The organism is Bacillus sp. FSL R5-0560, from assembly GCF_037966305.1.
GTDB classification, from domain to species: Bacteria; Bacillota; Bacilli; order Bacillales; family Bacillaceae; genus Bacillus; species Bacillus mojavensis.
In genome coordinates this window covers 1544495-1571268 of record NZ_CP150195.1, presented here as the reverse complement: position 1 = coordinate 1571268, position 26774 = coordinate 1544495, and the positions used below count along the sequence as shown (strand labels likewise).

22 protein-coding genes and 1 pseudogene are annotated in these 26774 nt (G+C 40.9%); 8 read left to right on the top strand and 15 right to left on the bottom strand.

Features of this window, described 5'->3' with window-relative positions:
* Positions 1-82: 82 nt before the first annotated feature.
* From NST56_RS08140 to fadH, 5 genes and pseudogenes are all read right to left on the bottom strand, one after another.
* On the bottom strand, positions 83-1309 hold the full coding sequence (locus NST56_RS08140; protein ID WP_010334051.1) for an EAL-associated domain-containing protein: 1227 nt from the start codon (positions 1307-1309) through the stop codon (positions 83-85).
* Between the two features lie 150 nt (positions 1310-1459).
* The gene (locus tag NST56_RS08135) at positions 1460-2008 is read right to left on the bottom strand and encodes a hypothetical protein (RefSeq protein WP_010334050.1); all 549 of its coding nucleotides are present in this window, start codon (positions 2006-2008) and stop codon (positions 1460-1462) included.
* Between the two features lie 95 nt (positions 2009-2103).
* Complete coding sequence (locus NST56_RS08130; RefSeq protein ID WP_227492946.1) at positions 2104-2622, bottom strand: hypothetical protein; 519 nt, start codon at positions 2620-2622, stop codon at positions 2104-2106.
* A 78-nt stretch (positions 2623-2700) separates the two neighbouring features.
* Positions 2701-4419: pseudogene (locus tag NST56_RS08125) on the bottom strand (glycoside hydrolase domain-containing protein); the annotation flags it as partial.
* Between the two features lie 314 nt (positions 4420-4733).
* Positions 4734-5498: a 2,4-dienoyl-CoA reductase gene (fadH, locus tag NST56_RS08120; RefSeq protein ID WP_339181248.1), complete on the bottom strand. Its 765-nt coding sequence runs from the start codon at positions 5496-5498 to the stop codon at positions 4734-4736.
* Between the two features lie 144 nt (positions 5499-5642).
* On the opposite strand from fadH, the gene NST56_RS08115 reads away from it, so the two are divergent.
* The 4 genes from NST56_RS08115 to NST56_RS08100 all read left to right on the top strand — a co-directional run bounded on the left by NST56_RS08115 (position 5643) and on the right by NST56_RS08100 (position 9012).
* The gene (locus NST56_RS08115; protein ID WP_339181245.1) at positions 5643-6503 is read left to right on the top strand and encodes a metallophosphoesterase; all 861 of its coding nucleotides are present in this window, start codon (positions 5643-5645) and stop codon (positions 6501-6503) included.
* A gap of 57 nt (positions 6504-6560) precedes the next feature.
* Positions 6561-7055, top strand: a complete 495-nt coding sequence (locus tag NST56_RS08110; protein ID WP_339182128.1) for a L,D-transpeptidase family protein — start codon at positions 6561-6563, stop codon at positions 7053-7055.
* Between the two features lie 75 nt (positions 7056-7130).
* On the top strand, positions 7131-8423 hold the full coding sequence (locus tag NST56_RS08105) for an MFS transporter (RefSeq protein WP_010334045.1): 1293 nt from the start codon (positions 7131-7133) through the stop codon (positions 8421-8423).
* A gap of 124 nt (positions 8424-8547) precedes the next feature.
* Positions 8548-9012, top strand: a complete 465-nt coding sequence (locus NST56_RS08100) for a YkyB family protein (protein WP_168747640.1) — start codon at positions 8548-8550, stop codon at positions 9010-9012.
* Between the two features lie 252 nt (positions 9013-9264).
* On the opposite strand, the gene cheV is transcribed toward NST56_RS08100, so the two are convergent.
* Positions 9265-10176: a chemotaxis protein CheV gene (gene cheV, locus NST56_RS08095; RefSeq protein WP_168747638.1), complete on the bottom strand. Its 912-nt coding sequence runs from the start codon at positions 10174-10176 to the stop codon at positions 9265-9267.
* A 207-nt stretch (positions 10177-10383) separates the two neighbouring features.
* Here cheV and NST56_RS08090 point away from each other — a divergent pair, with 207 nt between their 5' ends.
* Positions 10384-10545, top strand: a complete 162-nt coding sequence (locus tag NST56_RS08090) for a hypothetical protein (protein WP_229148095.1) — start codon at positions 10384-10386, stop codon at positions 10543-10545.
* A 201-nt stretch (positions 10546-10746) separates the two neighbouring features.
* Positions 10747-11916: an aminotransferase A gene (locus NST56_RS08085; protein WP_010334041.1), complete on the top strand. Its 1170-nt coding sequence runs from the start codon at positions 10747-10749 to the stop codon at positions 11914-11916.
* Positions 11917-11939: 23 nt separating this feature from the next.
* On the opposite strand, the gene kinA is transcribed toward NST56_RS08085, so the two are convergent.
* A complete protein-coding gene (kinA, locus tag NST56_RS08080; RefSeq protein WP_168747635.1) occupies positions 11940-13760 on the bottom strand; it encodes a sporulation histidine kinase KinA in 1821 nt (606 codons plus the stop codon).
* 162 nt (positions 13761-13922) lie between these two features.
* Positions 13923-16040: a penicillin-binding protein 2 gene (locus tag NST56_RS08075; RefSeq protein WP_339181238.1), complete on the bottom strand. Its 2118-nt coding sequence runs from the start codon at positions 16038-16040 to the stop codon at positions 13923-13925.
* Positions 16041-16378: 338 nt separating this feature from the next.
* Here NST56_RS08075 and NST56_RS08070 point away from each other — a divergent pair, with 338 nt between their 5' ends.
* Positions 16379-17155 (top strand): CAP domain-containing protein, encoded by a 777-nt coding sequence (locus NST56_RS08070; protein ID WP_029441230.1) that lies wholly within the window; start codon positions 16379-16381, stop codon positions 17153-17155.
* A 37-nt stretch (positions 17156-17192) separates the two neighbouring features.
* Here NST56_RS08070 and NST56_RS08065 read toward each other — a convergent pair whose 3' ends face one another.
* Positions 17193-18059, bottom strand: coding sequence for an NAD(P)-dependent oxidoreductase (locus NST56_RS08065; RefSeq protein ID WP_339181234.1), 867 nt, complete (start codon positions 18057-18059; stop codon positions 17193-17195).
* Between the two features lie 136 nt (positions 18060-18195).
* Positions 18196-20163, bottom strand: coding sequence for a methyl-accepting chemotaxis protein (locus NST56_RS08060; RefSeq protein WP_339181230.1), 1968 nt, complete (start codon positions 20161-20163; stop codon positions 18196-18198).
* Between the two features lie 147 nt (positions 20164-20310).
* Between NST56_RS08060 and NST56_RS08055 the strand changes: the two genes are divergently transcribed.
* The gene (locus NST56_RS08055) at positions 20311-21012 is read left to right on the top strand and encodes a GNAT family N-acetyltransferase (RefSeq protein ID WP_229148178.1); all 702 of its coding nucleotides are present in this window, start codon (positions 20311-20313) and stop codon (positions 21010-21012) included.
* On the opposite strand, the gene splB is transcribed toward NST56_RS08055, so the two are convergent.
* From splB to ptsG, 5 genes are all read right to left on the bottom strand, one after another.
* On the bottom strand, positions 21005-22033 hold the full coding sequence (gene splB, locus NST56_RS08050) for a spore photoproduct lyase (RefSeq protein WP_168747627.1): 1029 nt from the start codon (positions 22031-22033) through the stop codon (positions 21005-21007). The two genes, NST56_RS08055 and splB, sit on opposite strands and share 8 nt — an antisense overlap.
* An 83-nt stretch (positions 22034-22116) precedes the next feature.
* On the bottom strand, positions 22117-22356 hold the full coding sequence (gene splA / locus NST56_RS08045) for a splAB operon transcriptional regulator SplA (protein WP_044156104.1): 240 nt from the start codon (positions 22354-22356) through the stop codon (positions 22117-22119).
* 91 nt (positions 22357-22447) lie between these two features.
* Positions 22448-24160: a phosphoenolpyruvate--protein phosphotransferase gene (gene ptsP, locus NST56_RS08040; RefSeq protein ID WP_029441228.1), complete on the bottom strand. Its 1713-nt coding sequence runs from the start codon at positions 24158-24160 to the stop codon at positions 22448-22450.
* Complete coding sequence (locus NST56_RS08035; RefSeq protein WP_010334034.1) at positions 24160-24426, bottom strand: phosphocarrier protein HPr; 267 nt, start codon at positions 24424-24426, stop codon at positions 24160-24162. The genes ptsP and NST56_RS08035 overlap by 1 nt, the downstream gene beginning before the upstream one ends.
* A gap of 98 nt (positions 24427-24524) precedes the next feature.
* On the bottom strand, positions 24525-26624 hold the full coding sequence (gene ptsG, locus NST56_RS08030; RefSeq protein WP_268446349.1) for a PTS glucose transporter subunit IIABC: 2100 nt from the start codon (positions 26622-26624) through the stop codon (positions 24525-24527).
* Positions 26625-26774 lie beyond the last annotated feature (150 nt).

Below are 26774 nucleotides of genomic sequence, written 5' to 3'. Positions count from 1 at the left end.
ATGATAATGATTCTCAGTATCAATGTCAATCGTTTTTTTTATAATTTTTCAATTCATAAAAAAAAAACGGCTCTTCAGCCGTTTAAATCAAACCATCCTGCTCATATAAATAAGAATACGGCAGGTCTATAAATAAATACATATGATCATCCATCGGATACGAAAACGTTCTAATCATTTCACCTGTTTCCAAATCGCTGTACAAATCACTGAAAAATCCTTTTCTGAGGTTTCTCATTCTCATAATATTCTCTAAAAAATAAGGACGCCAGCTCCAGTTCTTCTCCGTATACTCCGGCTGGTAAATCCATTCTCCGTCTTGTTTAAAAACATTTCCAGTCAGCTGATCGCCTTCTTCATCACAAATATAAATTCTAAAACTGCAATCCGTCAGTTCTTCCGCCAGCTTTTTAATAAAGTCGTCATCATCCGGAGACTGGTTATATTTTCGCAATGATGTAACAGCCTGATGCACCCGTTTGTAAAACTGTTCAGAGTGCTCATAGACGGTTTCTAGTTTCTTTTTCTCATGTGTGATAAATTGGTGAAATTCAGTCTTAAGTCTTCGCTTCAATACATCTCTCTCTAAAAACGATTCTGACGGGGACACCAAATAAAAGCCCTGAAAATAGCGGCCTCCGTTTCTCCATGCATATTGAAGCTGAAAATTCGCCTCAATATCTTCGTAAAGCAGCGCCGCACCGATTTTTCTTGCTAATAATGAAATGCTGTACAGCACATGCTCATAAGACGGAGATGGCTGCGATATTTTCAGCGCCTGCAGATCAATTTTTAACAAATCTGGTGAAAGCAGCGCAATTCGGTCCAGATTGCTGCTTTCTTTTCCGATATTATCAACTGCAATTTTAATTCCGTATGTACGATAGTAGGCAAGCATATGGTAAAGCTGCTCAATATCCCCTTCAAAATTGTGCTCCGTAATTTCAAGCACGAAACGATGAAGTTCGATCCCTCTCGCTTCATACTCTTTCAGAAGCTCAAGAAAGCTTTCGCCGTGATCAAGCATTAAAAGATTGGCATCCTGATTCATAAAAATCAGCAGATCAGAATCCGCTTCTAAAAAGCGGTCAAGAGCCTGGCGGATAATTCTGTTATCAACCTCTAATTTATATTCTTCGGGTATCCCCGCATCTAAAAAAAAGGGTCCGAGACTTTGAATTTCTGAATCTGCCAATATACGTCCCAGCACCTCATACCCGACGATTTTCTGCTCCTCGGCACTGAAAATCGCCTGGTAATATGGGTGGACATCATCAATGTTCGTTAAAATATCAAGTGGATCCAACATGTTATCACCTGCTTCTCTATCTTTGTCTGATTATACACACAATTATATCTACACCACAAATTTTTAAAAAAACATAGCGGAAAAGTGGGTTGTATGGAAGTGTCTTAAAAGAAGAGGATAAAATATTTTTGGGATTATAAATCTACAGACTTAATTAAGGATTTTATTCATTTGTTTCCCAATAACCAAGACAAATACATAAATAAGAGCATTAATACTAGCAGCTGTCCAAAAGTAATGATTCCAATCAGTGCCTTTAAACATCCAATCATTATCATGTTTCAAATTAAAGAAAGTTCCTTTTTTATCGTATGTGCCAAATGTAAGAGTTGTTGAACCACCAACACTCTTTGAAACATCAACTCCATACATTGAACCGACATTGTCAGTATAGTTTATTTTCATATACGTGTAATCAGATAAAATTTTTTCTACCCGTTTGGTTGGCAGAGACACATATAATACAGCAGACGTATCGCCTCCGGGCCCAGCCAAATACTCTCTAGCTTTAATAAATTTCGTTTCATCAGGAAAATCTATATGGTAAAGTTTTTCAAATCTTATTTTTTCATCAGATGTAAGATTTGTATTTTGATAATACTCTGGAGTAAAAGCACATATAATAAAGTACCAAATATTAAAGATGATAACTAAACTGCTTAAAAATAATACAGCTGACATTTTTAACAATTTCTTCAATCGACCACCCCTTAATCTTTAAAAATTATATCATAAATTTGAATAGAAAATAAAACAAGCGAACGACCAGCATTAACGTTCGCTTGTTTTGCAGTTTATTCAGATCTCATTTTTTTCTTAATAACATCTCTAAATGCTTGTGCTGTTATTTTTCCAATCTCTTCACTATAATCCTCAACATCAAAAGCTTTTTTAAAGGCTAACCTAATCGGAACAACAACTGGATCAAGATTTGTATTTAAATAATACTCTGCCTCAGAGAAAATTTTGTCTAATGAACCATCAAATCTATTATTTACAAATTGAGTGAACCTATTCATAAACTCATTATTACTATAGTAATCTCTGATTACGATATTCAGAGGTTGAGCATTAGCACCAACTGATGTCTTATTCGCCAGATTAATTGCATCTACATCACTAAATAAATCATCTAAGCTAAATTGATACATATTACCTATTATCTTTGTAGCCGCATCATAAGGCGAATTAAATTCTTGAGCATGTAATTTCATGTCCTGTATTGTTGTTAATAGATCTCCAGTCCAACCAGCAAAATCTCGTAAAGTTTGAGAGTAACCACCACTATAAATAATGGCATTATAAGTTGCCATAAGATGCTGTGTTCCTATGACAGTTTTCGATTTAGGATCAACAATTCCATTTACTAAATCTTCCCCTAGCGCTTTATCAGCCCATTCGCGATAAATAGGATCAATCTGGCCTGCAGTAGGCACCCACTTCCACCCTTTATAGTTATCCTTTCTTAAATACTGGGCAACCAACTCATTAGCTAATTGTGTTTTTTCTACTCCGTTATTTAAATCACTTTGCATTTGGGCATATTTTTCAGCTGTTTCGTATAAAACATCAATTTGGTCAAAAAACTTTTTATTCTCTGAAGAGACTTCATTTATAGTATTAACTCCAATATCCAAACCTGAACAAATATCATTATCAATTTGTATCATTCCAGAACCACTTCCAACAGTAATTGTTGAAATTTGGTCAAACGCCCAATTGTAAGGCAGGGGATATCCTAAGTTTCCACTAAAACCGGTAGACATACCACTTACAAAACTTGCAAATGCTAAACCTTTTTTAGAAACTGAAGTACATACATTTCTAGGTGCATAAATGCCAATTTTGTAAGTCGAACCTAAAAAACCATTCATTATTTCATTAATACCTTCGAAGTGTGGAATAATATTGTTGTTTAAATCGTTACCATAAGCATCATAATCTACTGCAAAATATATTACAGTGTTATTTTTAAACCCATATTCTTTTGCTGCCTTATAAGCTGCAAGCGTATCTTTTTTTCCTTGTTCTTTATTAAAATAAATTGCTTCTCCCCCATAGGTTTGATAAATCGGAAAAACATTTAAACCTGCTTTTAAGATTGTTTCTAATTCACCTGGTTGTATTTTTTTATTTAGAGTACTCCCCGGCGCATTTGTGAGATATCGCCCTACAATCTTATAACCTGCTCTCTTAAGGGACTCCGCTCTGTCCGATGTAATTTGAGTAATTGAGTCACAAGCAACTCCTTTTCGATTGGGGTCGCCAGTACTTACTAGAAGCGAAGACCATGTTTGAAAGTCAGCGATACCACTCTGTTGCAATTTTACAAAAGATTGAAAATCCATTACTTTTGATTTTACGGATTCAGAGTATACTCCATCAAAAGGAACATTGTACCCATTAAAAATTAGAGCAGCTTGAAATAAATGAACAAAACTATTTCTTTCATCCGTGGATCCAATTCCCAATACAGGAATCAATCTTTGTGTAGTTGGTCCAAAATTCCCATTAGCTATACTATCACCTAATCCTTCCTCGTACTGTATTGCATATACAAGAGACTTTTGAGTATCCCTTGAATACTGACCATCACAGGGCATTAAATAGAAATTCTCTCTATGGTTAAATTTATTATTTAGCCATTGCTGTATTGAACGAACTTTCTCTGATGCTCCACTTAAAAGGATATAAGAGTCCATGTTCAATAAAGCCTTAAACACTTTAGGCGTTACTACACCATCTGCTTTAGAAAGACCCATATTCATTTGCATTTCTGCTATCGCGCCTTTCGTTCCCTGTCCAAATGTACCCGTTAATCCACCTGGACCATAACCTTTACAATAAAGGGCACCTTGAATAATTTTCACAATATTTTTTTTTGAATTAGATGACATAGAAATTGGGCCTAATTCTTCAAGCTTTCTCAAAGTTGTAGGACCAAAACTGTCGGAAGTCTGTATAATTCCCAATTCTAGTTGTAACGCTCTAGTTAATGCATACATTGTTTCCCAGCCAGTTTTCCCATTTTCCTCAATGGGATTATAGCCACTTTTCCCCTTGTACGTTTCATTGAGCCATTCCTGAGTTAACAATACCATTTCGTCCATTATTTAACCTTCTTTCCATAATAATATAACCATAATTAATTCATTCCTATATTTCCTCTTTTTAGTTAACGAAGTAATTATATGAATGTTTTAATCTAAGTTCTTCATACTTCGCCTCCCCTTTTGAAATATAACTTTCATATATTAGGTGGCTTACGTATGACACCAAATCCTCTTAAACACTTAGAGTTTTTTATGTGTTATCTTAATAGGTTTAATGGGATAGGAAGAAGGTTAATTTTGGAGGTTAAACTTTTAAACATAAAAATTTCACTTAATAATTTCAATATTTACTGATAAATATTATTGTAAAATTAAAACGGATAGGGATTCAGCCATTGCCCCCCATCCAGAGTGACACATTCTCCATTCATATAGGAAGCTTCATCAGAAAGCATAAACGCTGCCAAAGCGGCAATTTCCTCGGGTGTGCCAAGCCGGCCGAGCGGTACACTGTTTATCGTTCGGGACATCGCTTTTTCTGATTCAAAAAGCTTCTCTGCACCGCCTGTTCGTTCAATTGGACCGGGTGCAATCGCATTTGAACGGATTCCGTATTGCCTGCCCCACTCTACGGCAAGAGTTCTAGTGAGCGATAATACGCCAGCTTTTGCCGCAGCGGAATGAGCAACTCCCGCACCCGCTCCCCACGCATAAGTGGCGGCCATATTTAAAATAACACCCTTCTGCTGATGCTCAATCCAGTGCCTGGCTGCGGCCTGACTGCAAAAAAATGTACCATTTAATACAATTTCAATTACCGCTTTCCATCCATTGGGCGTGAGCTTTTCCGCCGGACAAATAAAATTGCCGGCTGCATTATTAATAAGTCCATCAAGACGCCCAAACCGATTTAGCGCTTCTGCAACCATTTGTGCTGCAGAAGAATCAGAACGGACATCCATTTGAAAGCAGGCAACTTGGCCCTCAAAGGTTTCAATTTCTTTTTTTGTTTCTTCAAGCGCTTCCTGGTTCCGCCCTGTTATCATGACGTTCCAGCCCAATTCGGCCTGTTTCTTTGCCATTGCTTTTCCCATGCCGCTTGACCCGCCAGTAATAATAACAACCTTTTTTTCCATTGTATGATCCCTCCTATTATGAATGATCATTCATTCAATATTATTCTATCATCATACACCATCTTCTGTCAGCACATGCTGAGATGAGATTTTTTAAAGGTACAGGTGATATAATAGAAAAACTCTATTAAAGGTTGGTTTGAAATGAAAAAGATGTCCAGAAGACAATTTTTAAAAGGAACGTTCGGCGTTTTTGCGGCCGGGGTTTTAACGGCTGGCGGCGGATATGGCTATGCCCGCTATCTGGAACCGCATATGATTGAGACTACTAAACACACGATTAAAAACTCTCTCATTCCCCATGGATTTGACGGTTTTAAAATTGTGCAGTTCAGTGATACACATTTAAGCGATTATTTTACGCTGGATGACTTCAAAACTGTCATTCTGACAATCAATGAATCTAAGCCTGATTTAATTGTTTTTACCGGTGATATTATCGATAACCCTGATACGTACCACAATTATCAGGCAGTGATTCCTTTCTTGAGAAAGCTGCAGGCACCCTTCGGAAAGTTTTGTGTTTACGGCAATCATGATCACGGCGGCTATGGAACCGATGCTTATAAAAGCTTGATGACTTCAGGAGGTTTTACGGTGTTCCGCAACGCCTATCAAAAATTGACGCTCACAGACGGCAGCGAAATTGAGATTGCTGCGCTCGATGATTTAATGCTCGGGAAACCCGATTATGAAGGCACCCTATCGAAACTAAGCGAGAAGCTTTTTTCCATCCTGCTCGTCCATGAGCCTGATGCCGCCTTGAATACAAAAACATATCCTGTCAATCTGCAGCTATCCGGACACACACACGGCGGGCAAATTCAGCTGCCCTTCTACGGACCGCTTATTACGCCTCCGTACGGAAAAGTCTATACCGAAGGAATGTATCAAACAGATGACACTCATATTTATGTGAACCGCGGCCTTGGGATGACGAGACTGCCTTTGCGATTTCTGGCTAAACCTGAGATCACAGTCTTTACATTAAAAAGCACAAATTAATGTAGCAGAATGGGTTCCTCATCAATACTTATAAATAAAAAAGGGAGGATGAGGAAACTGCTCACGTACCAGATTAAACAAGGCGATACACTCACCAGCATCGCGGCCGATTTCAGAATCAGCACCGCTGCTTTAACTCAGGCCAACCCTTCGCTGCAATCAGGAGCTATCGCCGGACAGCGCATTGTCATCCCCGGTCTCCCGGACCCGAATACGATCCCCTATCATATTGCAGTCTCAATTGGGGCTAAAACCCTTACTTTGTACCAAAATAATCGGGTAATAAAAACATATCCGATCGCCGTCGGTAAAATCCTGACACAAACTCCGACTGGCGAGTTCTATATTATTAACCGCCAACGCAATCCCGGCGGCCCATTTGGCGCTTATTGGCTGAGCCTTTCAAGGCAGCACTATGGAATACACGGCACGAATAATCCCGCTTCGATTGGCAAGGCTGTGTCTAAAGGCTGTATCCGCATGCATAACAAAGATGTTCTAGAACTCGCTTCCATTGTGCCAAACGGAACAAGAGTCATGATTAACCGGTAATGTTTTCTTATTTGTTTCAAAAACAGGCGGTTTATAATATGATAAAGTGGGACCTTTAGGGTAAGGAGCGTTTTTATGGATATATTTAAAAATCGTAATTTTGTTCGTCTTTTTTTCGCAGCACTCGCTTCTCAAATGGGCACGACAGTAGGCAACATGGCATTTGCTTTTTTCTTGCTGGACCGCTTCAGCAGCCAGCCTTCGTACACAACCTTGGCTGAACTGATGTATTCGCTTCCTACAGTATTTGTGTTTTTACTTGTGGGAGTTGTGGCGGACCGGTTTGACAGAAAAAAAGTCGCGGAAAACTGTGATTGGATCAGAGCCGCCCTGACTGTCGTTCTTTTTTTCACTTTATTTACCGGCAATATTCCTCTTGTTTTCTGTATTTTGTTTGTCAGAAGCGCTGTAACCAAGTTTTTCTTTCCTGCAGAAAACAGTTTAGTACAAGCCATCCTGCCGAAGGAGCATTATGCGAAAGCGGCCGGGCTTAATCAGATGCTTTTTAGTATCTTTATGGTATTTGGGGTTGGAATCGGTGCTTTTATGTATAACACAATCGGAATTCATGGAGCGATTATTCTTGATTTTATCAGCTTTATTATTTCCGGCCTGCTGATCCGTACCTGCCGGATTCCGAAAGAAGCCAGACAGCCGAACGGTACATTTAACTGGAGACAAGCTTCCTTAAAGGATTCGATAAACGATTTTAAGGAAGGCATTGTCTACATTTTAAAAAACAAGCTGCTGGCCTCTCTGATTTTTGGTTTCTTTGTTTTTGGTTTTGTGAACGGAGGATTTGCTGTATTGCCGATGTTTACAATGAAGTATGGACTGGCCCCCGACCGTTATGAGTGGCATACATCCGTATTTACGATCGCGATCGGGTTTGGGCTGTTGGCAGGAAGTGTGATCGGCACGTTAATCTCTAGAAAAGTAAAGCCTCACTTTTTAATGTCGGTGCCGATTTTAATTGCAGGCTTGCTGATTTTTGTCCTTGGCTACACCAAAGTTTTATGGGTGTACTACGCGACTACTTTTGTACTGGGGATGTGCATCGGTCCGGTAAACATCGCCATCGGGGGATGGATGCCTAAGATTGTCCATCCGAAGCTGATGGGACGTGTAAGCGGCTGGCAAGATCCTTTTATGATGTTTGCGCAGTCTTTGACACTCGGCTTAGTGGCGCTGTTATTCCCTAAGTTCGTATCAAACATCGATTATCTGTATTACGGCATGGGCGTTTTCATCCTGGCTGTTTTCATTTTCTATTTTGTGGCACTGCCAAAATACAGTGCGCAGGCTGTGGAAGTGAATGTACAGGAAACATTTCAAGCTCAGCCGAAAAAGAAAGCAAAATCTGTATAATATCAGTTAAAAATGCGCTTTTTTCCTCAGAAAAAGCGCATTTTTGCATTCAATATTTGCATTTCAACCTTAAAAAAGTATAATCTAATCATAAAGTATTTGATTAGAGCAAAGGAGAGAAATAATGGACGACCATGCATACTCGAAAGATCTGCAGCCAACCGTAGATAATCTTTCAAAAGCAGTTTACACTGTGAACCGCCATGCAAAAACCGCCCCCAACCCTAAATACCTATATCTGCTGAAAAAACGGGCTTTGCAAAAGCTTGTCAAAGAAGGTAAAGGAAAGAAAATAGGGCTTCATTTTTCAAAAAATCCAAGGTTCAGCCAGCAGCAATCGGACGTGCTTATCTCAATCGGAGACTACTATTTTCACATGCCTCCAACTAAAGAAGACTTCGAACATCTTCCGCATTTAGGTACACTTAATCAGTCGTACCGAAATCCTAAAGCTCAAATGTCTTTAACAAAAGCAAAACACCTATTGCAACAATACGTCGGCATGAAAGAAAAGCCGCTTGTGGCGAATCGCCAGCAGCCTGCATATCATAAGCCTGTCTTTAAGAAACTCGGCGAGAGTTATTTTTAATAAAAAAAGCCGCTGCCACTGGGGGACTGACCCCCGTTTTTGAGACAGGGATCAAAACACCTTTTATCCAGCCAATTGCCGATAGCTTATCGGTGATTGGCTGTTTAGTTTCGTTTGAATACGGCTTGTTCCCATACAAAAAACACCTCCAGTCTTATTTCGGACAACAACAATCCGTTTTCAAACTTGAAGGTGTTTTTTATTTGTCTCATCTTATGGGGTCAGTACCCACTTATGGCATCCGTCTTTTTATTAATCGATCACATACGTATCTACTTTTTTAATCAGATCGCCGATTTCCGGCTTGCTGATTTGCTCATCGGCACCGACCACTTCTCCCCGGTGACGCAAATCATCTGTAATTAATGATGAGAAAATCATAATCGGCACATCAGAACTCTTCGGATTGTCTTTAAGCAGCTTTGTCAGCCTGTGCCCGTCCATTTTCGGCATTTCAATGTCACTGATGATCATATCGATCTGTTCTGTTAAATCATTGCCGCTTTCAGCAAGGTTCATGATATAGTCATATGCGTCTTTTCCATTCTCAAACGCTGTAATATTGTTGTATCCGGCTTCTGTTAATTCATCCTTTAAGAGGCGCATCAGAAGCGGTGAATCCTCCACAATGATAAGTTTTTTATCAGCTCTTCTTTCATCGAAGCCCTCGGTATGCATATTATACGTATCAACACCTGAGTCTGATTCGATATCATAGATGATTTTTTCATAATCAGGCAAAAAGATCATCATGTCTTCCAGTTTGATAATCCCTGTGAGGTGGCGCTCCATTCCTTGATTTAAGGAAGTTGGCTTTTCAATCGCTTCCCAGGAAACCCTGTGAATTTGAGAAACAGATCCGACATGGAAAACAATTTTTCGCTGGTTAAATTCAGTTACGATATACTTCTCGTCTTTTGATCCCTCAGGCTCAACCCCAAAAAAGGAAAACAAGCTGATGACTGGGAGAATTTCTCCTCTTAGTTTAATCATTCCTTCTACATGCTGGTGGGAGTGAGGCACTGATGTGACCTCGACAGGCTGAATAATCTCTCTCACTTTCATGACGTTAATGCCGAAAGCATTGCCACCAACGCCAAACTTCACAATTTCTAATTCATTTGTACCAGAATCCAATAAAATTTCGTATTGTTGTAACGACAATTCAATCCCTCGCTATTCGCATTCAGTATTGTACTGTATATATCGGCGCAAATTATAAAAAATGAATGGTGAGGCTCTTCAAAATCCTATTCTGGCCATAGTTATGCTGACAATCTCAAAAAAAGAAACTTTTTTCCTAATGTCCATTGACATTCCGACTGACAGTGATAAAATAGTCAAGGATTTTTCCAAAGAAGGGTGTAAATAATGGGTACTTTAGTAATATTTAAAGAAGATGAAATGACTGTTTTAGAGGATATCAGTGAAGAGACTTATCTTCATATGAAGAAAGAATCTGCTGATCTTCAACAAGAGCATCCCCCGTACATGATTTGGCACGAAGACCTTCATTTTGACTATGGTTATTGATGAAATTGGCACATATAAACAATAATAGAACATGATACAATAAAGACAATCAAATCGCTGGTTGTCTTCTTTTTTTCTGAGAAGGAAGGTATGTTTAGAAAATAGGCGCATACAATCGAAATGTATCGGTTAAAAAGGTGACAAATGGCCAGCTAGTGGTAAAATAGGATAAACTCATTATATATATTAAGGTGATGAATTATGGAACATTTGCTGAATCCGAAAGCCAGAGAGATTGAAATTTCAGGAATACGCAAATTCGCAAATCTTGTATCTCAACACGAAAATGTCATTTCACTTACGATCGGCCAGCCTGATTTTTTCACGCCGCATCACGTAAAAGCTGCCGCAAAAAAAGCCATTGATGACAACGTTACATCATACACTCCAAATGCCGGTTACCTGGAATTGAGACAAGCTGTTCAGCTTTATATGAAGAAAAAAGCGGATTTCAACTATGAAGCTGAAAGTGAAATAATGATCACAACAGGAGCAAGCCAAGCCATTGATGCAGCATTCCGCACCATTTTGTCTCCCGGCGATGAAGTCATTATGCCCGGTCCGATATACCCGGGTTATGAACCTATTATCAATTTGTGCGGTGCTAAACCTGTCATTGTTGACACGACGTCCCACGGTTTTAAGCTCACAGCCCGGCTGATTGAAGAAGCTCTGACTCCCAATACCAAGTGTGTCGTGCTTCCTTATCCGTCAAATCCTACCGGTGTCACGTTATCTGAAGAAGAGCTGAAAAGCATCGCGGCTCTATTAAAAGGCAGAAATGTCTTCGTATTGTCAGACGAAATATACAGCGAATTAACATATGACAGACCGCACCATTCGATCGCAACACATTTGCGGGATCAAACGATTGTTATTAACGGCTTGTCAAAATCCCACAGCATGACGGGATGGAGAATCGGATTTTTATTCGCTCCTAAAGAAATAGCAAAACACATTTTAAAGGTTCATCAATACAATGTGTCATGTGCGTCCTCTATTTCTCAAAAGGCAGCGCTTGAAGCTGTCACTAACGGATTTGACGACGCCCTGATCATGAGAGAGCAGTACAAAAAACGGCTCGATTATGTGTATGACCGCCTCGTGTCTATGGGGCTTGATGTCGTAAAACCGTCTGGCGCATTTTATATCTTTCCTTCTATTAAATCCTTTGGAATGTCTTCGTTTGATTTTAGTATGGCTCTTTTGGAGGATGCTGGTGTGGCGCTTGTGCCCGGCAGCTCGTTCTCAGCGTTTGGTGAAGGATATGTACGGCTGTCTTTTGCATACTCGCTGGACACATTAAGAGAAGGATTAGATCGTTTAGAATTATTTGTACTAAAGAAAAGGGAATCGATGCAGACGATATAAACAACGGCGTTTAAGCCGTTGTTTTATTTTTTTGGAAATGAGATCTTAAACGCTGTGCCTTTATCCGGCTGACTGTCTACATGGATAACGCCTTGATGATTCTCAATGATATTGAATGTTACCATCAGCCCGAGTCCCGTTCCCTTTTCTTTTGTCGTTAAAAATGGTTCTCCAATACGGTTGAGCACCTTTTCAGGTATGCCCTCCCCTTCGTCCTTGACGGTAACATGAACAGAATGCTCATCTTCTGTTACGATAATGTCTACAGTGCCTCCGTCAGGCATGGATTCTACAGCATTTTTTATTAAATTAATGAATACTTGCTTTAGCTGATTTTGGTCCCCGTTTATATAAATGCTGTCTTTCTCATAACGGGTTCTGATGAAAATCCCGTTCAAATTCGCCTGAGTTTCCAGCAGCGCCGAGACTTCACCAATTAGTTTTTTCAAGTTCAAATGCTTTTTAACCGCATTCTGCTGGGGCTTCGCCAGCATCAGCAGTTCACTGAGTATTAATTCAATTCGGCTGAGCTCAGAGAATACAATATCAAAATAATGTTCATTTCCTTCCATCGTCGGTTTCATCAGCTGTAAAAATCCTTTGATCGCTGTCAGCGGATTGCGGATCTCATGCGCGATTCCCGCTGCGAGCTGTCCTGCGATAGATAACTTTTCTGATTTAAGCATGAGTTCCTCTGTTTGTTTTCTCTCAGAAATATCACGCAGAATGACTTGGACAGCTGCTTCACCGAAAAAGGTCGTCGGAATGCAGACCATCTCCGTGTAGATGACCCTGTTTTGAAAGGTAAACCATGATTGCTTAACGATTTCCGATTCTGTTTTTTGCTCGGCAATGTTTTGGATTCTCTCTTTCACGTCCTCATGATCGCAAGGGTGAAGCTGATCGTATATATTTTTGCCGATTAAATCCTCATAGGTAGCCGCTTCAAACAGCGAAATTCCCGACTCATTCATAAACACCCATTTCCCATTATGAATCACAGCAATAGTATCGATTGAATTTTGAATCAGCAGCTGATATCGTTCACGGCTTTTTTGCAGGATGGTTTGGAATTTTTTCCTTGAAGAGATATCGATTAGCAGAAGCAGTTCAGCCTGCTGGTTTTTGTAGACGGTCGGGGACGCTTTCACTTCTAAATGAACAGGTGTGCCATCAAGCCTTTTCCACGTCTGTTCAATCATTCCGACTTCCATTCCTTTTTGCATTCTTATAATTCTGTTTTTCACGATATCATGATACTCTTCCTCAATAAATTCATAGGACCATTTGCCAATAACAGCATCCTTGCTCTTTGCTCCCAGCATAGAAAGCATCGCGCTGTTCACATAGACGATTTTGCCGCTGACACTGATGCATAGCGGGCTTGGAAGATTTTCAACTAGCCGCTCATAATCATCCGTTATATATGTAGTTGATTCCGGGTTCGCAGGCTCAATTTCATGTTTTTCGCAGGTAAGAGGCTGATGCCCGGACTCTTCTTCGAGAATCTTCATTTTCAAAATGATTTCCCGTTCCGTCCGCTCAGCTCTCGTCGTCACAATTTCTACTGCAGCCTCCACCCATACAATCGTATGATCTTTTTTAATGAAACGAAAGGTACACGGCATCAGATGATGTTCATTATAAAAATAGCTTTCAACTAAAAATTGGTCTTCCTCATGCAGAAATGTCTTGAGGAATGATCCGATCATTTCTCCCTGGAGATAACCCAGATACAGTTTGGAGTTGGCTGATATATAAATGATGCGTCCATTAGAAGCCAAGACTGCATGAATATCGGTTTTCGTTTGAAATGGCTTAACATACTGCGTATCCTGTTCCACAGAATCCCTCCTTTGCATGATCATCATGTTCGACATTTACAGATTGACTTTTACCTAGTATGATTCGCTAGAAAATGAGTATTCTCCTTCTATTCTTATAGTGATCTCTAATTTTTGAGGAAAAGAAAGGGCACACAATCTGTCAGATGTGCACCCTGTTTTTTATTTTTCGCTATTTTTCTTTTCGAGCTCTGCGTAAGCGTGTATGGCTCTTTTGGCGATTAACTTATTGATCGGATCGTGATCGTTTGCTACTGAAGGTACAACCACACTAAATGCAACTTTTGGATTTTTCGATGGGTAATAGCCGACAAATGTTAGATTGTATGGGCTTTTTCCCCACCAATTTTGATTTGTGCCATAGTAAAATGTTTCCGCTGTTCCCGTTTTTCCAGACACGTCTTCTGTAAAAGTATTTTTAGCGGTCCCCGAAGTTGTAACTAATTTCATTCCAGTTTTTACTTGCTGAATATCACTTTCCGTATTATTGATTTTATTCAGGATGTTGGGCTTTCTTTGCTCAATTGTTTTTCCAAGCTCCTCTTCACTGCTGGGTTTATGGATACTTGTGACGATTCTAGGCTGTATGCGGTATCCGCCATTTGCGATTGCCGAAATGTACTGCGCCATCTGAAGCGGTGTATATGTATCATATTGACCAATTGCCAAGTCTAAAATTAAGCCCCCTACAACATCAGGTGTCGTTTGCATTCCTGCAGATTCCTGCGGCAGGTCAACACCAGTCTTGACTCCAAGGCCAAACTGGCTGTAGTAATTTCTCATTTTGAGCAGATCCTTCTGATCAGCAGGAAGCGGTCCATGCGGCTTATACGTTACCCCAGCAATATGCATAGCAACATTAAACATATAAACGTTTGAGCTTTTTTGCAAAGCCGTTAATTCATTGATGGTTCCCATATTTGTGTAAGATTTTTTTATGAGGTTCGTTCCTAAATACATCGGCGCATCATGGAAATATTTATAATGCGGAATCCCATCCTGATAGCCCGCGAGAACGGTTGCACCCTTTACTGCTGATCCCATTTCATATTGGGTTGTAAAAGCACCGATCGCATAATCTTGAATCTTATTTGTTTCTAAATCTATCTTTTTTCCTGCCATCGACAAAATATCGCCGTTATTCGGATCCATCATCACAACAAAGGCCCGGTCAAGCATATAGTTTCCGCGTGCGCGGCTATTTCTCACTTCTTCTTCCACAATCTTTTCTACCTTTGCCTGCAGCTCCATGTCAAATGAAAGACGAAGATCATAGCCCCGGCTGCCTTTGTCGATTGTTTTCTGGCTGACGACATTTCCTTTATTGTCTTCCACGTATTCCACTTTTTCTTTATGAGAATTTAAATAGTCCTCATATTGATACTCCAAATAACTTTTGCCGACTCTGTCATTGCTCGCATAGCCTCTCGTAACATAAAAGTCTTTCCGGTCGCTGAGCAGCCCTTGATCAGGTGTTGTGACACCTCCAAAAACGGAATAAAGTGTTTTGTCATAAGGGTATTTTCGTGTCCAATCGTTTACGACATCTATCCCCGGCAGCTCTTCTAAATGCTCAGACACAATAGAAATTTCATCATATGTTAAATCATTTTTCGGTCTTTGCGAGGAGTTTTTCTTTTCATCAAGCAATGATCCATTCTTGCCGTTGCCATTGCTGTTATTCGGGTCCATCGCTTTTACAATCTGAGGTTCATACGCATTCCCGCTTGAAAATCTTGTGTATATGGCCGCGGTTTGCATTTCTCCGTCATCCCGCTGGATGGCCTTCAATTCTTCAGCCGGGACGCGTTCCACTTGAAGCTTGTAAGCCTGTGTCCCCTTCAGATTGCTTTCAGATTCCTTTAACAGGCGGGCGGCTTTTTTCGGATGAGAAGCGAGCCAGTAATCACGTAAATCTCTATCCTTTAAAAATTCGGTATCAATATCGATCAAAGCGGCAAGCCGTTTAGCTGTTTTGATTTTGTCCTTTGTTTTTGTGCTTGATGTTGAGACATACACAATTTCCGGAACGCTCTGGTTATCAACAGCCACTTTCTCGTTTCTGTCATACATCTTTCCCCGAGGCGCTGGATAATACGCTGTTTTCGCATTAGCTTTCTCAGCGTTTTCTTCATGCTGTTCGCCTTCGACAATTTGAACAACGCCAAGCTTAAAGATTAATGCAGTAAATAGAACAAAGACCGCTAAGAAATACAGATTCATTCTGATTGCTCTGCTTCCTTTTCGCTTTTTCTTTGGTTCACGTCCTATTTCAGTCACTTCTGGTTACCCCTCTCAAATCATTCAATATATTTACATATACTGTTTTTAATTGTAACACCTTTGTAATAGTTGTTACAGCGAAAAGGGATAAAAAAAGTTGTCAATAATGAAATACATTAAAATATAACTAACGATTCAAAAAATAGGAAGCTATGTAACTGTGAGATAAAGTCACTACATACACATGACTCGCTTGTCATCAGCAGTTCAGCGCGTTTTGATTACAAAAATGACAATCATCATTTGTCAAAGGAAAGTGATGGATTCTTTATGACAAAAAAGCTATGTTATGATTTTTTTGTAGAAAACAAACAACTCTAGGAGGTTACGAACTAATGAAAAAAGCATTTATTTTATCTGCTGCCGCTGCGGTTGGATTATTCACATTCGGAGGCGTACAGCAAGCATCAGCGAAAGAACTCTCCTGCCAGCCTGTGGTAACGGTCAAAACGGGGAACACAGTGCAAAACCTTACACTTAAGGATGTAGTGAAAAAGCTACATATTAAAACAAATATAAAAACACTAAACGCGGCGAATGAAAAAGAGCTTGAGCAGCTTCTTCAAAAGCATGCGAAACAATCCAACATGAAGATTCAGGATGTTCAAAAACCGGAAGCTGTAAAGCCAGCTCAAAAGGCTCCTGAAAAAGCCGCTGATCAAAGCACTGCTGCTAAAGCACCGGCTACTGCTGAAAAAACCAGCAATAATACAACAACAGCTGCACCTTCATCTGTAAGTGCATATGAGAAAAAAGTTGTTGAGCTGACAAATGCAGAAAGACAAAAACAAGGTTTAAAACCGCTCCAAATTGATGAAACATTAAGCAAATCTGCACGTGCAAAATCACAGGATATGAAAGACAAAAACTATTTTGATCACCAAAGCCCAACTTACGGCTCACCGTTTGATATGATGAAATCTTTCGGAATCAGCTACAAAACAGCTGGTGAAAACATTGCTAAAGGACAAAAAACACCTGAAGAAGTAGTAAAAGCTTGGATGAACAGTGAGGGCCACAGAAAAAACATTCTTAACCCTAACTTTACACACATCGGTGTGGGTTATGTTGAATCAGGCAGCTACTGGACACAGCAATTCATCGGAAAATAATAAAAAGAGATTGCCTGTTTTGACAGGCAATCTCTTTTTATTTCACCCAAAGCTTATATATACTTTGAGTTCCGCTGTTTTCTTCTCCTTGTGCGGCAAGTTGGTCATATAATGATTTCGCTAGCGACAAGCCTGGCATTTCTTCCCCCATTAATTCCGCTTCCTCTAAAGCAATTCCCATATCTTTAATAAAATGCTTTACGTAAAAACCTGGTTCGAAATCACCTTTCAGCATACGCGGGGCGAGGTTTGACAATGACCAGCTTCCTGCCGCTCCAGTTGTAATGCTCTTCAGGACGTTTTCCGGCTGAAGACCTGATTTTTGGGCATAAGCCATCGCTTCGGCTACACCGATCATACCTGCTGCAATCGCGATTTGATTACACATTTTTGTGTGCTGCCCGCTTCCTGCCGGCCCTTGATATTGAATATTCTCTCCCATTAAAGAGAAGATGGGCAGGCAAGCTTCAAACGCTTCTTTTTCTCCTCCGACCATAATCGCCAGTGTTCCGTTTTGCGCGCCGATGTCACCTCCTGAAACAGGTGCGTCTAAGGCACATAATGATTTTTCTTTGGCTGCCTCCGCAATTTTTTTGGCTAACGACGGTTTAGAAGTCGTCATATCAATGAGATACGCGCCTTTTTTAGCATTTTCAATAATTCCGCTGCTGCCGAAATACACTTCTTCTACATCACTGGGATAGCCTACCATTGTAATAATGACATCAGCTTCTTTTGAAAGATCTTTTACGGTGCCTTTCCATACCGCACCTTTTTCCAGTATGCTGTCCGCTTTTTCTTTTGTGCGGGTGTACACCAATACAGGATGTCCATCATTAAGGATATGTGAAGCCATACTGTTTCCCATTACTCCAAGACCGATAAAACCGACTGTTTTTTTCAAGGCGATTCCTCCCAGACGTATTGTTTTCATTTAGTTAAAATTTATCATTTTCTAGACTACCATATCTAGTAATCATATAGTAGAGTCTAGAAAATGAAAAAACCCAAAACTTGAAAAAGTTCTGGGTATCCAATATTTATAATGTGAATTTCTCAATAGCGTTCATAAGCTCTTGGCTAGCATGTTTTAATGTATCAGTTGAGTGTTTGACTTTCTCAAGCGTGATCAGCTGTTCATCGGTTGAGGCGTTGACTTCCTCCGCTGCAGCAGCCGATTCCTGTGATATAGCTGAGATGCTTTGAATCGCTTCAGAAATGGCAAGCTGTTCTTCACTCATTCTTTGTATGTCTTCGTAAATTTGATCAATCCCTTGTACAAGTGACTGCATTTCCGACGTGATTGTGTTTAATACTTCGCCAGTCTCATGGATTGCGCTGTTTTGTTCATCATTCATTTTACTTGCTTCAACCATTGCATGGGAAGCCTCTTTTGTTTCAAGCTGGATCAACTTCACTGTCTCACTGATATGCTTGGTGGAAAGCGCTGATTGCTCGGCAAGCTTCCGCACCTCTTCAGCCACCACTGCAAATCCGCGTCCGCTTTCACCGGCTCTGGCTGCCTCAATACTGGCGTTTAAGGCAAGTAAATTGGTTTGATCTGAGATATTTGAAATCGCAGTAACCACTTCTTCAATATTCTTGGTTTGATTTTCTAAATCCAGCAGCATCGTTTCGACTTTCTTTGTTTCCGTATTGGCTTCGTTTGATTTCATCAGCAGCTGGCCGAGAGCGTCAAGCCCTTTATAGCTTGCATCCTCTGAGGATTTTGAACGTGCTTTCATGCCGCCTGCCTGATCCGCAATTCGTCTGATTTTAGCAGATAGGTTTTCCGATTTTTCGTTAATGGTTTCAACCTCTGAAGCCTGTTCTGTTGCCCCTGCTGCCACTTCTTCGATCGCTTTCGCAATTTGTCCGCTCGTTTCATTGGTTTCAGCGGAGACAGCTGTTAGTTGTTCAGAGGTGTCAGACACTTTTCCTGAGGAATATCTAACTTGTTCCACCATATCCTTCATGTTTTCAACCATCTGATTAAAGTCTCTTGTTAACATGCCGACTTCATCCTTAGTCTTTGACTCTGCGTGGACTGTCAAATCGCCTGCAGAGACAGCCTTTGTTTTCGCAATCAGCTGCTGGATCGGCCCGGTTATTGTTTTGGCGAGGAAGTAGCTGAGAATAATCGTCACCGCCAGCGCGATGAGTGAGATGAAAAGGTTCGCCCGATTCATTTTATCTGAAATCCACATTAATTGATTTGTGTCAAATTGTGTTCCGACTTTCCATCCCGTTTCTCCAACCGTTTGATACACAATCATTTTTCCCTTTGCATCTTGTATCCCGTTTTTGTCAGATGCAATGGTTTTTAATGTTTTGTCCTTGGAGATATTTTTTCCTTGATTTGACGGATGTGCTAAAAGATTGCCGCTTGCATCAGCTAAAAAAGCAAAGCCATTGTATGGCACCTTTTGCTTATTTACCATAGCTTGGATGGAAGAAAGTTTCAGATCATAACTGGCAACCCCTATCACCTTCTGCCCGTCAAGAATTGCTTTTGAGGCTGTGACGACCATTTCTCCCGTCACGACATCTTTATAGGGTTCAGTCCAGACGACTTTATCCGGTGTTTCAGCCGCGCGCTTATACCATGTTCTAGAAGCCGGGTCATAATCTTCTGCGAATTCGGCTTTCGGATATGTAAACATTTCTTTTTTTGCGGTGCCAATATAGGCCATCGCTACATAATCATCGTTTTCTTTAATTTGTTTGATGTCATCATTAAACAGCCTGGCAGCTTCTTTACTTGAGTTTGTCACAAACGCACGGGTTAACTCTCCATTTGCCAATCTTAACAGCGAAATGTCATAACTCTTTAATTGCAGTTCAATATTTTGTTCAAGCGAGTTTGTTACGTTTTGTGTCGTGTTTTTCCCATCCTCTGTAATCATCGGTTTTAACGTCAGGTAAGAAGAAAGCATTAAAAGAACAACTGTAACGATTAACATGATAGAAACAAAAACAGCAATTTTCATGTGAAGTTTTTTAAACAAACCAATCCCCTCCTAATTTCTATATCGGCCTTTTCACCCAAAAAATGAATAATCATAAAATAAATGATATTGAAAACACAGAATATTCATTGAAAATTGTGTTTCAGCAGTTTGATTACGATATAATAAACAGCATGAGAGGGAGTGATTGTCATTTTTAAACAGATGTATGTCCATAATGGCATTAAATTTGAGCGGCTGACGATCAGAAATTATTCAAAAACAGACATTAAGGGATTGCTTTCTCTTCAGAAAGAGTGTTTTCCCCCTCCATTTCCGCAGGAATTGCTGTGGTCAGAAGAACAGCTTGACAGCCATATCAACACCTTTCCGGAAGGGGCTTTATGCGCGCTGGTTAATGGTGAAATCGTCGGTTCGATGACTGCCCTTATCGTGCATTTTGATCCCGATGCTCCCGAGCATACATGGGCGGAGACAACAGATAACGGCTATATTACATGTCATGATCCGCAGGCAAATACATTATATGTAGTTGATATTTCAGTTTCACCGCATTACCGGAAGCTTGGAATAGGAAAATGGCTGATGAATACGATGTATGAATTAGCTGTTGAAAAGCGAATGGAACGGTTACTCGGCGGCGGACGTATTCCTTTTTATCATAAGTACGCCCACGAGATCAGCGCTTCACAATATGTAGAGGATGTAATAGAAGGAAAAAAGAAAGATCCTGTACTGTCATTTCTCCTGCATTGCGGCCGTTCACCGCTCTGTATCGTCAGCAATTATTTAGACGATGAAGAATCGCTGAATTATGGAGTTTTGATGGAGTGGAAAAATCCCTTTTATGAAAAAACGAGCTGTAAAACTGACAGCCCGTTTACGTGAAATATTCAATTTTCGCATTAGGAAAATACGTATCGATATAAGATTCGAGTGTTTCCCGAAGCACATGTTCTTCATCTTTCTGATAAATATATTTTCCGATTCCGTAACGTCCCCATTTATAACGACGTTTTTCTTCATCTAATTCTAGCTTCGTCTTCGGATAATTCTTCTCTATCACTCGTTTGGCCGGTTTTGTAAAACGATGCTGAATTAATTCAAAGGTAACATCATGTCTGACGTCCTGCGGCAAAGCAGCATCCAGCTTTTCAAACAGATGTCTGTATCCTTCCTCCCAGCCTTCGTGAATGTATATCGGCGCAACAATAAAGCCTAGCGGGTAGCCTGCTTTCGCTACTTTTACAGCCGCTTCAATCCGTTTATCGAGAGGAGAGGTTCCCGGCTCAAAATTCTTAATCACATAGTCAGCATTTATGCTGAATCTGAATCTTGTTTTTCCGTTATGTTTAGCATCCAAAAGGTGGTCAACATGGTGAAACTTTGTGACAAACCTGAGCTTGCCAAGCTCACTCTGTCCGAAATGTTCAATGGCGTGCTTGAGCGTGTGTGTCAAATGGTCGATGCCCACAATATCAGAGGTACATGAAGCCTCAAACCTTGTAAACTCCGGTGCACGTTCTTTCATATACTGATCTGCCTGATCCAATATTTCTTCGACGTTTACATAGGTTCTAATATAGGGTTTTGTTCCCATTGTGGTTTGTAAATAGCAGTAATGGCAATGCCCCATACAGCCTGTCGCAAACGGAATCGCATATTCAGCTGACGGTTTTGAAGAATCAAACTTCAATGTTTTTCGGACACCAACTACTAACGTTGATTTTGCATTACGGTATTGCTGAAGATGGTTTTTACCAGGAATATTGCGCACTTGGTTATGGGACGTCGTTTCTCTGATTTCGATGCCCATTTTTTCAAATTTATCATGTAATTCCTGTGCCAATGGATATTCCATTGCTCTCGGTTCAATATAAACGAGCTGCGGAACAAATGGGTTCTGCATGGTGCCACATCCTTTTCCTTTTCCTTTTCTACCGTTACTTTTCTCATAAAACGGAAAGGATATGAGTTGTAATGTTTTCCTTGTTACTCGTACGGATCGATATCAAACAATTCTTTGTAAAGTGTTTTTGCTTCTTCATAGCTTGCAAAAACAGCATCATCCTCGGCAAACGGATGGTAGGTTTCAAATATAAACAGGGAAAGCTCACCCTCATGGTATGGATGATGCACAATTTCAGCTTCCTTTATATGAGCAACATTGGCGGCGTGCGGATTTCTGTAGATCACGTAGACTGTATCTCCTGCGTTAAATTCGTTTGACATTCTATCCCTCCTAGCCATGTTATTGTGCCCCGCTGCAACCCTGATTATGAAAAAAAACCAGACAGGCCGGAGGCCGTCTGGTTTTTGCACATTACTTGAATGTTTCTTTTACGAACGCGACAACTTCTTCTGTCGTGCTCATAGATAAGATTTTCTCTTTGAATGACTCAGCTTCTTGTTTAGACAATTTGCTGATTTGAGTTCTTGCCGGAAGAATAGAAGTTGCGCTCATTGAGAACTCATCTAAGCCTAAGCCAAGAAGAATCGGAATCGCAATTTCGTCTCCTGCCATTTCTCCGCACATGCCGACCCATTTTCCTTCTTTATGTGCTGCTTCAATTACGAGTGTAATTAAGCGAAGGATTGCAGGGTTGTATGGCTGATACAGGTAAGCTACACGTTCATTCATACGGTCAGCTGCCATTGTGTATTGGATCAAATCATTTGTTCCGATACTGAAGAAGTCAACTTCTTTAGCAAACTGATCAGCGATGACTGCAGTCGACGGAATCTCAACCATCATACCGACTTCAATATCGTCAGATACAGGTTGTCCCGCTTTGACAAGCTTTTCTTTCTCTTCAAGAAGGATCGCTTTCGCTTCTTTGAATTCGTTAACTGTCGCAATCATAGGGAACATGATTTTCAAGTTTCCGTATGTACTTGCACGAAGCAGCGCGCGAAGCTGTGTTCTGAAGATTTCTTGCTCTTCAAGGCAAAGACGAATTGCTCTGTATCCCAAGAACGGGTTCATTTCTTTAGGAAGCTGCAGGTAAGGAAGCTCTTTGTCTCCGCCGATATCAAGTGTCCGCACGACAACTGATTTTCCTTCCATACGCTCAAGAACCGTTTTATAAGCATCAAACTGTTCATCTTCTGTAGGCAGCTGATCTCTTCCCATGTAAAGGAATTCTGTACGGTAAAGACCAACTGCTTCTCCGCCGTTTTCAAGAACACCCTTCACATCATCTGGAGTACCGATATTCGCTGCAAGCTCTACATGATGACCGTCTTTTGATACAGTCGGTTCATTGACCAGCTTCGCCCACTCTGCTTTTTGAGCTAAATAAGCGTTATGTTTTTCTTCATACTCTTTTACAGTTTCCGCAGAAGGATCGATAATGACATCGCCATTAATACCGTCAACGATAACAGTCACGCCGTTTTGGATCGTGCCTGTAGCCGCTTTCGTTCCAACAACTGCAGGAATCTCAAGAGAACGCGCCATGATGGCAGAGTGAGATGTGCGTCCGCCGATATCAGTTGTGAATCCTTTAACGAACTCACGGTTTAATTGAGCTGTGTCAGACGGTGTTAAGTCTTCAGCTACAATAATTACCTCTTCTGAAATCATGCTTGGGTTTGGAATTTCAACGCCAAGCAGGTGGCCGGTTACGCGTTTTGTGACGTCGCGGATATCTGCCGCACGCTCTTTCATATATTCGTTGTCCATTGATTCAAACATGGTAACGAACATAGAAGACGTTTCTTTTAAAGCGAATTCAGCGTTCACAGAATCAGAGCTGATTTTTTCTTTCACAGGATTCAGAAGCTCAGGGTCACTGAGAACTAAAAGGTGAGCAGAAAAAATATCAGCTTTATCCTGACCCAGTTCTTTCAAAGCATGCTCTTTGATTTTTTCGAGCTCTTCTTTAGAACGTGCAATCGCTTCTTCAAAACGGCTTACTTCCGCTTCAGAATCAGAGATGTTTTTCTTTTCAACCGTTAAATCTGGCTCTTCAAGCCGGTACGCTTTTGCAATCGCGATGCCGGCTGAAGCACCAATCCCTTTTAATTCTTGCATTACTCGCCGAGACCTTCGCTTTTCATTGTTTCTTCTAAAGCGTTAAGAGCATCGTTTTCGTCAGCGCCAGCTGCAGAAATTGTGATTTCAGCGCCTTTAGCGATTCCAAGAGACATAACACCCATGATTGATTTAAGGTTTACAGTTTTTCCGTTATATTCCAAATTAACGTCAGCGTCGTATTTGCTTGCAGTTTGTACAAGAACTGTCGCAGGACGAGCGTGAATTCCAGAATCTGCAGTTACTTTGAATGTTTTTTGTGCCATTTTTATCATTCTCCTTTTAACTTAAAGCTTTATTACTTCACAATATTATATCATACAGCCGTACTTGTCATCTGACAAGCACAGCGTACTATATACCCTTATTTTTCAATCTTCACAATGTCTTTTTGCTCTCTGTTAACTGATCCGCTTGCCTTAATGCTGACTGTTTCTCCTTCAGCAAGGTTCGTAAATACGATCGGTGTCATCAGAGACGGTACATTCGGTTTTACTGCGTCCAAATCAACTTCAAGAAGCTTTTGTCCAGGCTCAACGCGGTCCCCTTCTGATACGAAAGACGTAAACCCTTCGCCCTTGAGGCTGACCGTATCAATGCCGAAGTGGATTAAAATTTCTTTTCCTCCGTCGGATTGCAGGCCGATTGCATGTTTTGTCGGGAAAACATTTAGTATTTTTCCTCGTACCGGAGAAACGACGATGCCTTCAGAAGGAAGGATCGCAAAGCCGTCACCCATCATTTTTCCTGAGAAGACTTGGTCAGGAACATCAGTAATCGGGTGAATTTCACCAGCAATCGGAGAAACAAAGACTTCCTCGCCAATTTCATTTTGCAGCGGTTCTGCAATGACTTCCTCAACCTGCTGCCCTACTTCTTCCTCAGCGGATGTTTTCGGTTCAGGTCTTGGTTTGCGTCCCGCGATGATGTCCTGCATTTGTGTTTTTAAACCGTCAGAACGCGGTCCGAAAATCGCCTGAATGTTGTTGCCCACTTCCAGCACCCCGGAAGCGCCAAGCTGTTTCAGACGGTCTTTATCAACCTTTTTCTGATCGTTTACAGTTACGCGCAGACGAGTGATACAAGCATCAAGGTGTTTGATGTTTTCTTGGTCACCCATTGCCTGCAGAATCTCGTAAGGAAGGTCGCCTGCTTCTCCTGTTTTCCCAGATGCTGCTGTTTCAGCTGAAGCATCCTCACGGCCTGGTGTTTTCAGATTAAATTTGCGGATCGCAAATCGGAATCCGAAGTAGTAAATAACCGCAATCCCTAAACCAACAGGGATGACAAGCCACCATGCTGTCCGGTTCGGTAAAATACCGAAAAGGAAGTAGTCAATTAAACCGCCGGAGAATGTCATACCAATCTTCACATTCAACAGCTGCATGACCATGAATGAAAGCCCTGCAAACACACAGTGGATCGCAAACAGGACAGGGGCAACGAATAGGAATGAGAATTCTAATGGCTCTGTGATCCCTGTCAGGAAGGATGTCAGTGCTGCTGAACCCATAATACCTGCAACAAGTTTTTTGTTTTGCGGTTTTGCTTCATGATAAATCGCAAGTGCCGCAGCAGGAAGACCAAACATCATAAATGGATATTTACCTGTCATGAACGTACCTGCTGTTAACTGTACGCCATCTTTAATCTGCGCCATAAAGATGCGCTGATCCCCGCGGATGATCTCTCCGGCTGCACTTTTGTAGCTGAAGAACTCATACCAGAACGGCGAGTAGAAAATGTGATGCAGACCAAATGGAATAAGTGAACGTTCAATGACCCCGAAGATAAATGCAGCAAGGGTTGGATTCGCTTCCACTAATCCAGTTGAAAAGGCATTCAATCCATGCTGGATCGGAGGCCAGATCACTAACATAATAAGACCCAGAATCAGTGCGGAAATTGACGTAATAATCGGTACGAAACGTTTACCCGCAAAGAAACCAAGATATTGCGGCAATTCAATTGTATAAAATTTGTTAAACAGCAATGCCGCCAGCACACCGACGATAATACCGCCGAATACCCCTGTCGCCAAGGTGGGTATGCCGAGCATGTTTACATATGCCGGGTGGTTTTCCGTGAAGAACTTGGCTCTTTCGATTGAATCGGAAGGAATGGTTCCGTTTGCAAGAAGAACCGCACTCATGGATACGTTCATCACCAGATAACCGATAATTGCTGCTATCCCGGCAACTCCATCTCCGTTGGCAAGCCCGATGGCTACACCTACTGCGAAAAGAAGCGGAAGGTTATCGAAAACAATCTGTCCAGCGCTTTCCATCACACCCGCTACGAGCTGAACATTGTCATTGCTCAGGAAATGCAGGACTTGAATCATGTCCTTGTTTTGCATTGCATTCCCGATCGCAAGCAAAATACCCGCAGCCGGAAGGATCGCAACTGGAAGCATAAGCGCACGCCCAATTTTTTGAAGAACGCCGAATAATGCTTTAAACATAAGAATTGACCTCCTCTTTTTACTAGTCTGACCTTACAGCTAAAAATCATGACAACGAATTCACAGGCGTAAGTCTTCCAGTTTAACCGTTTACATTTGCCCTTTTACACAACAAAAAAGGCATGAGCAAAATAGGGTGCGCAAAAGAAC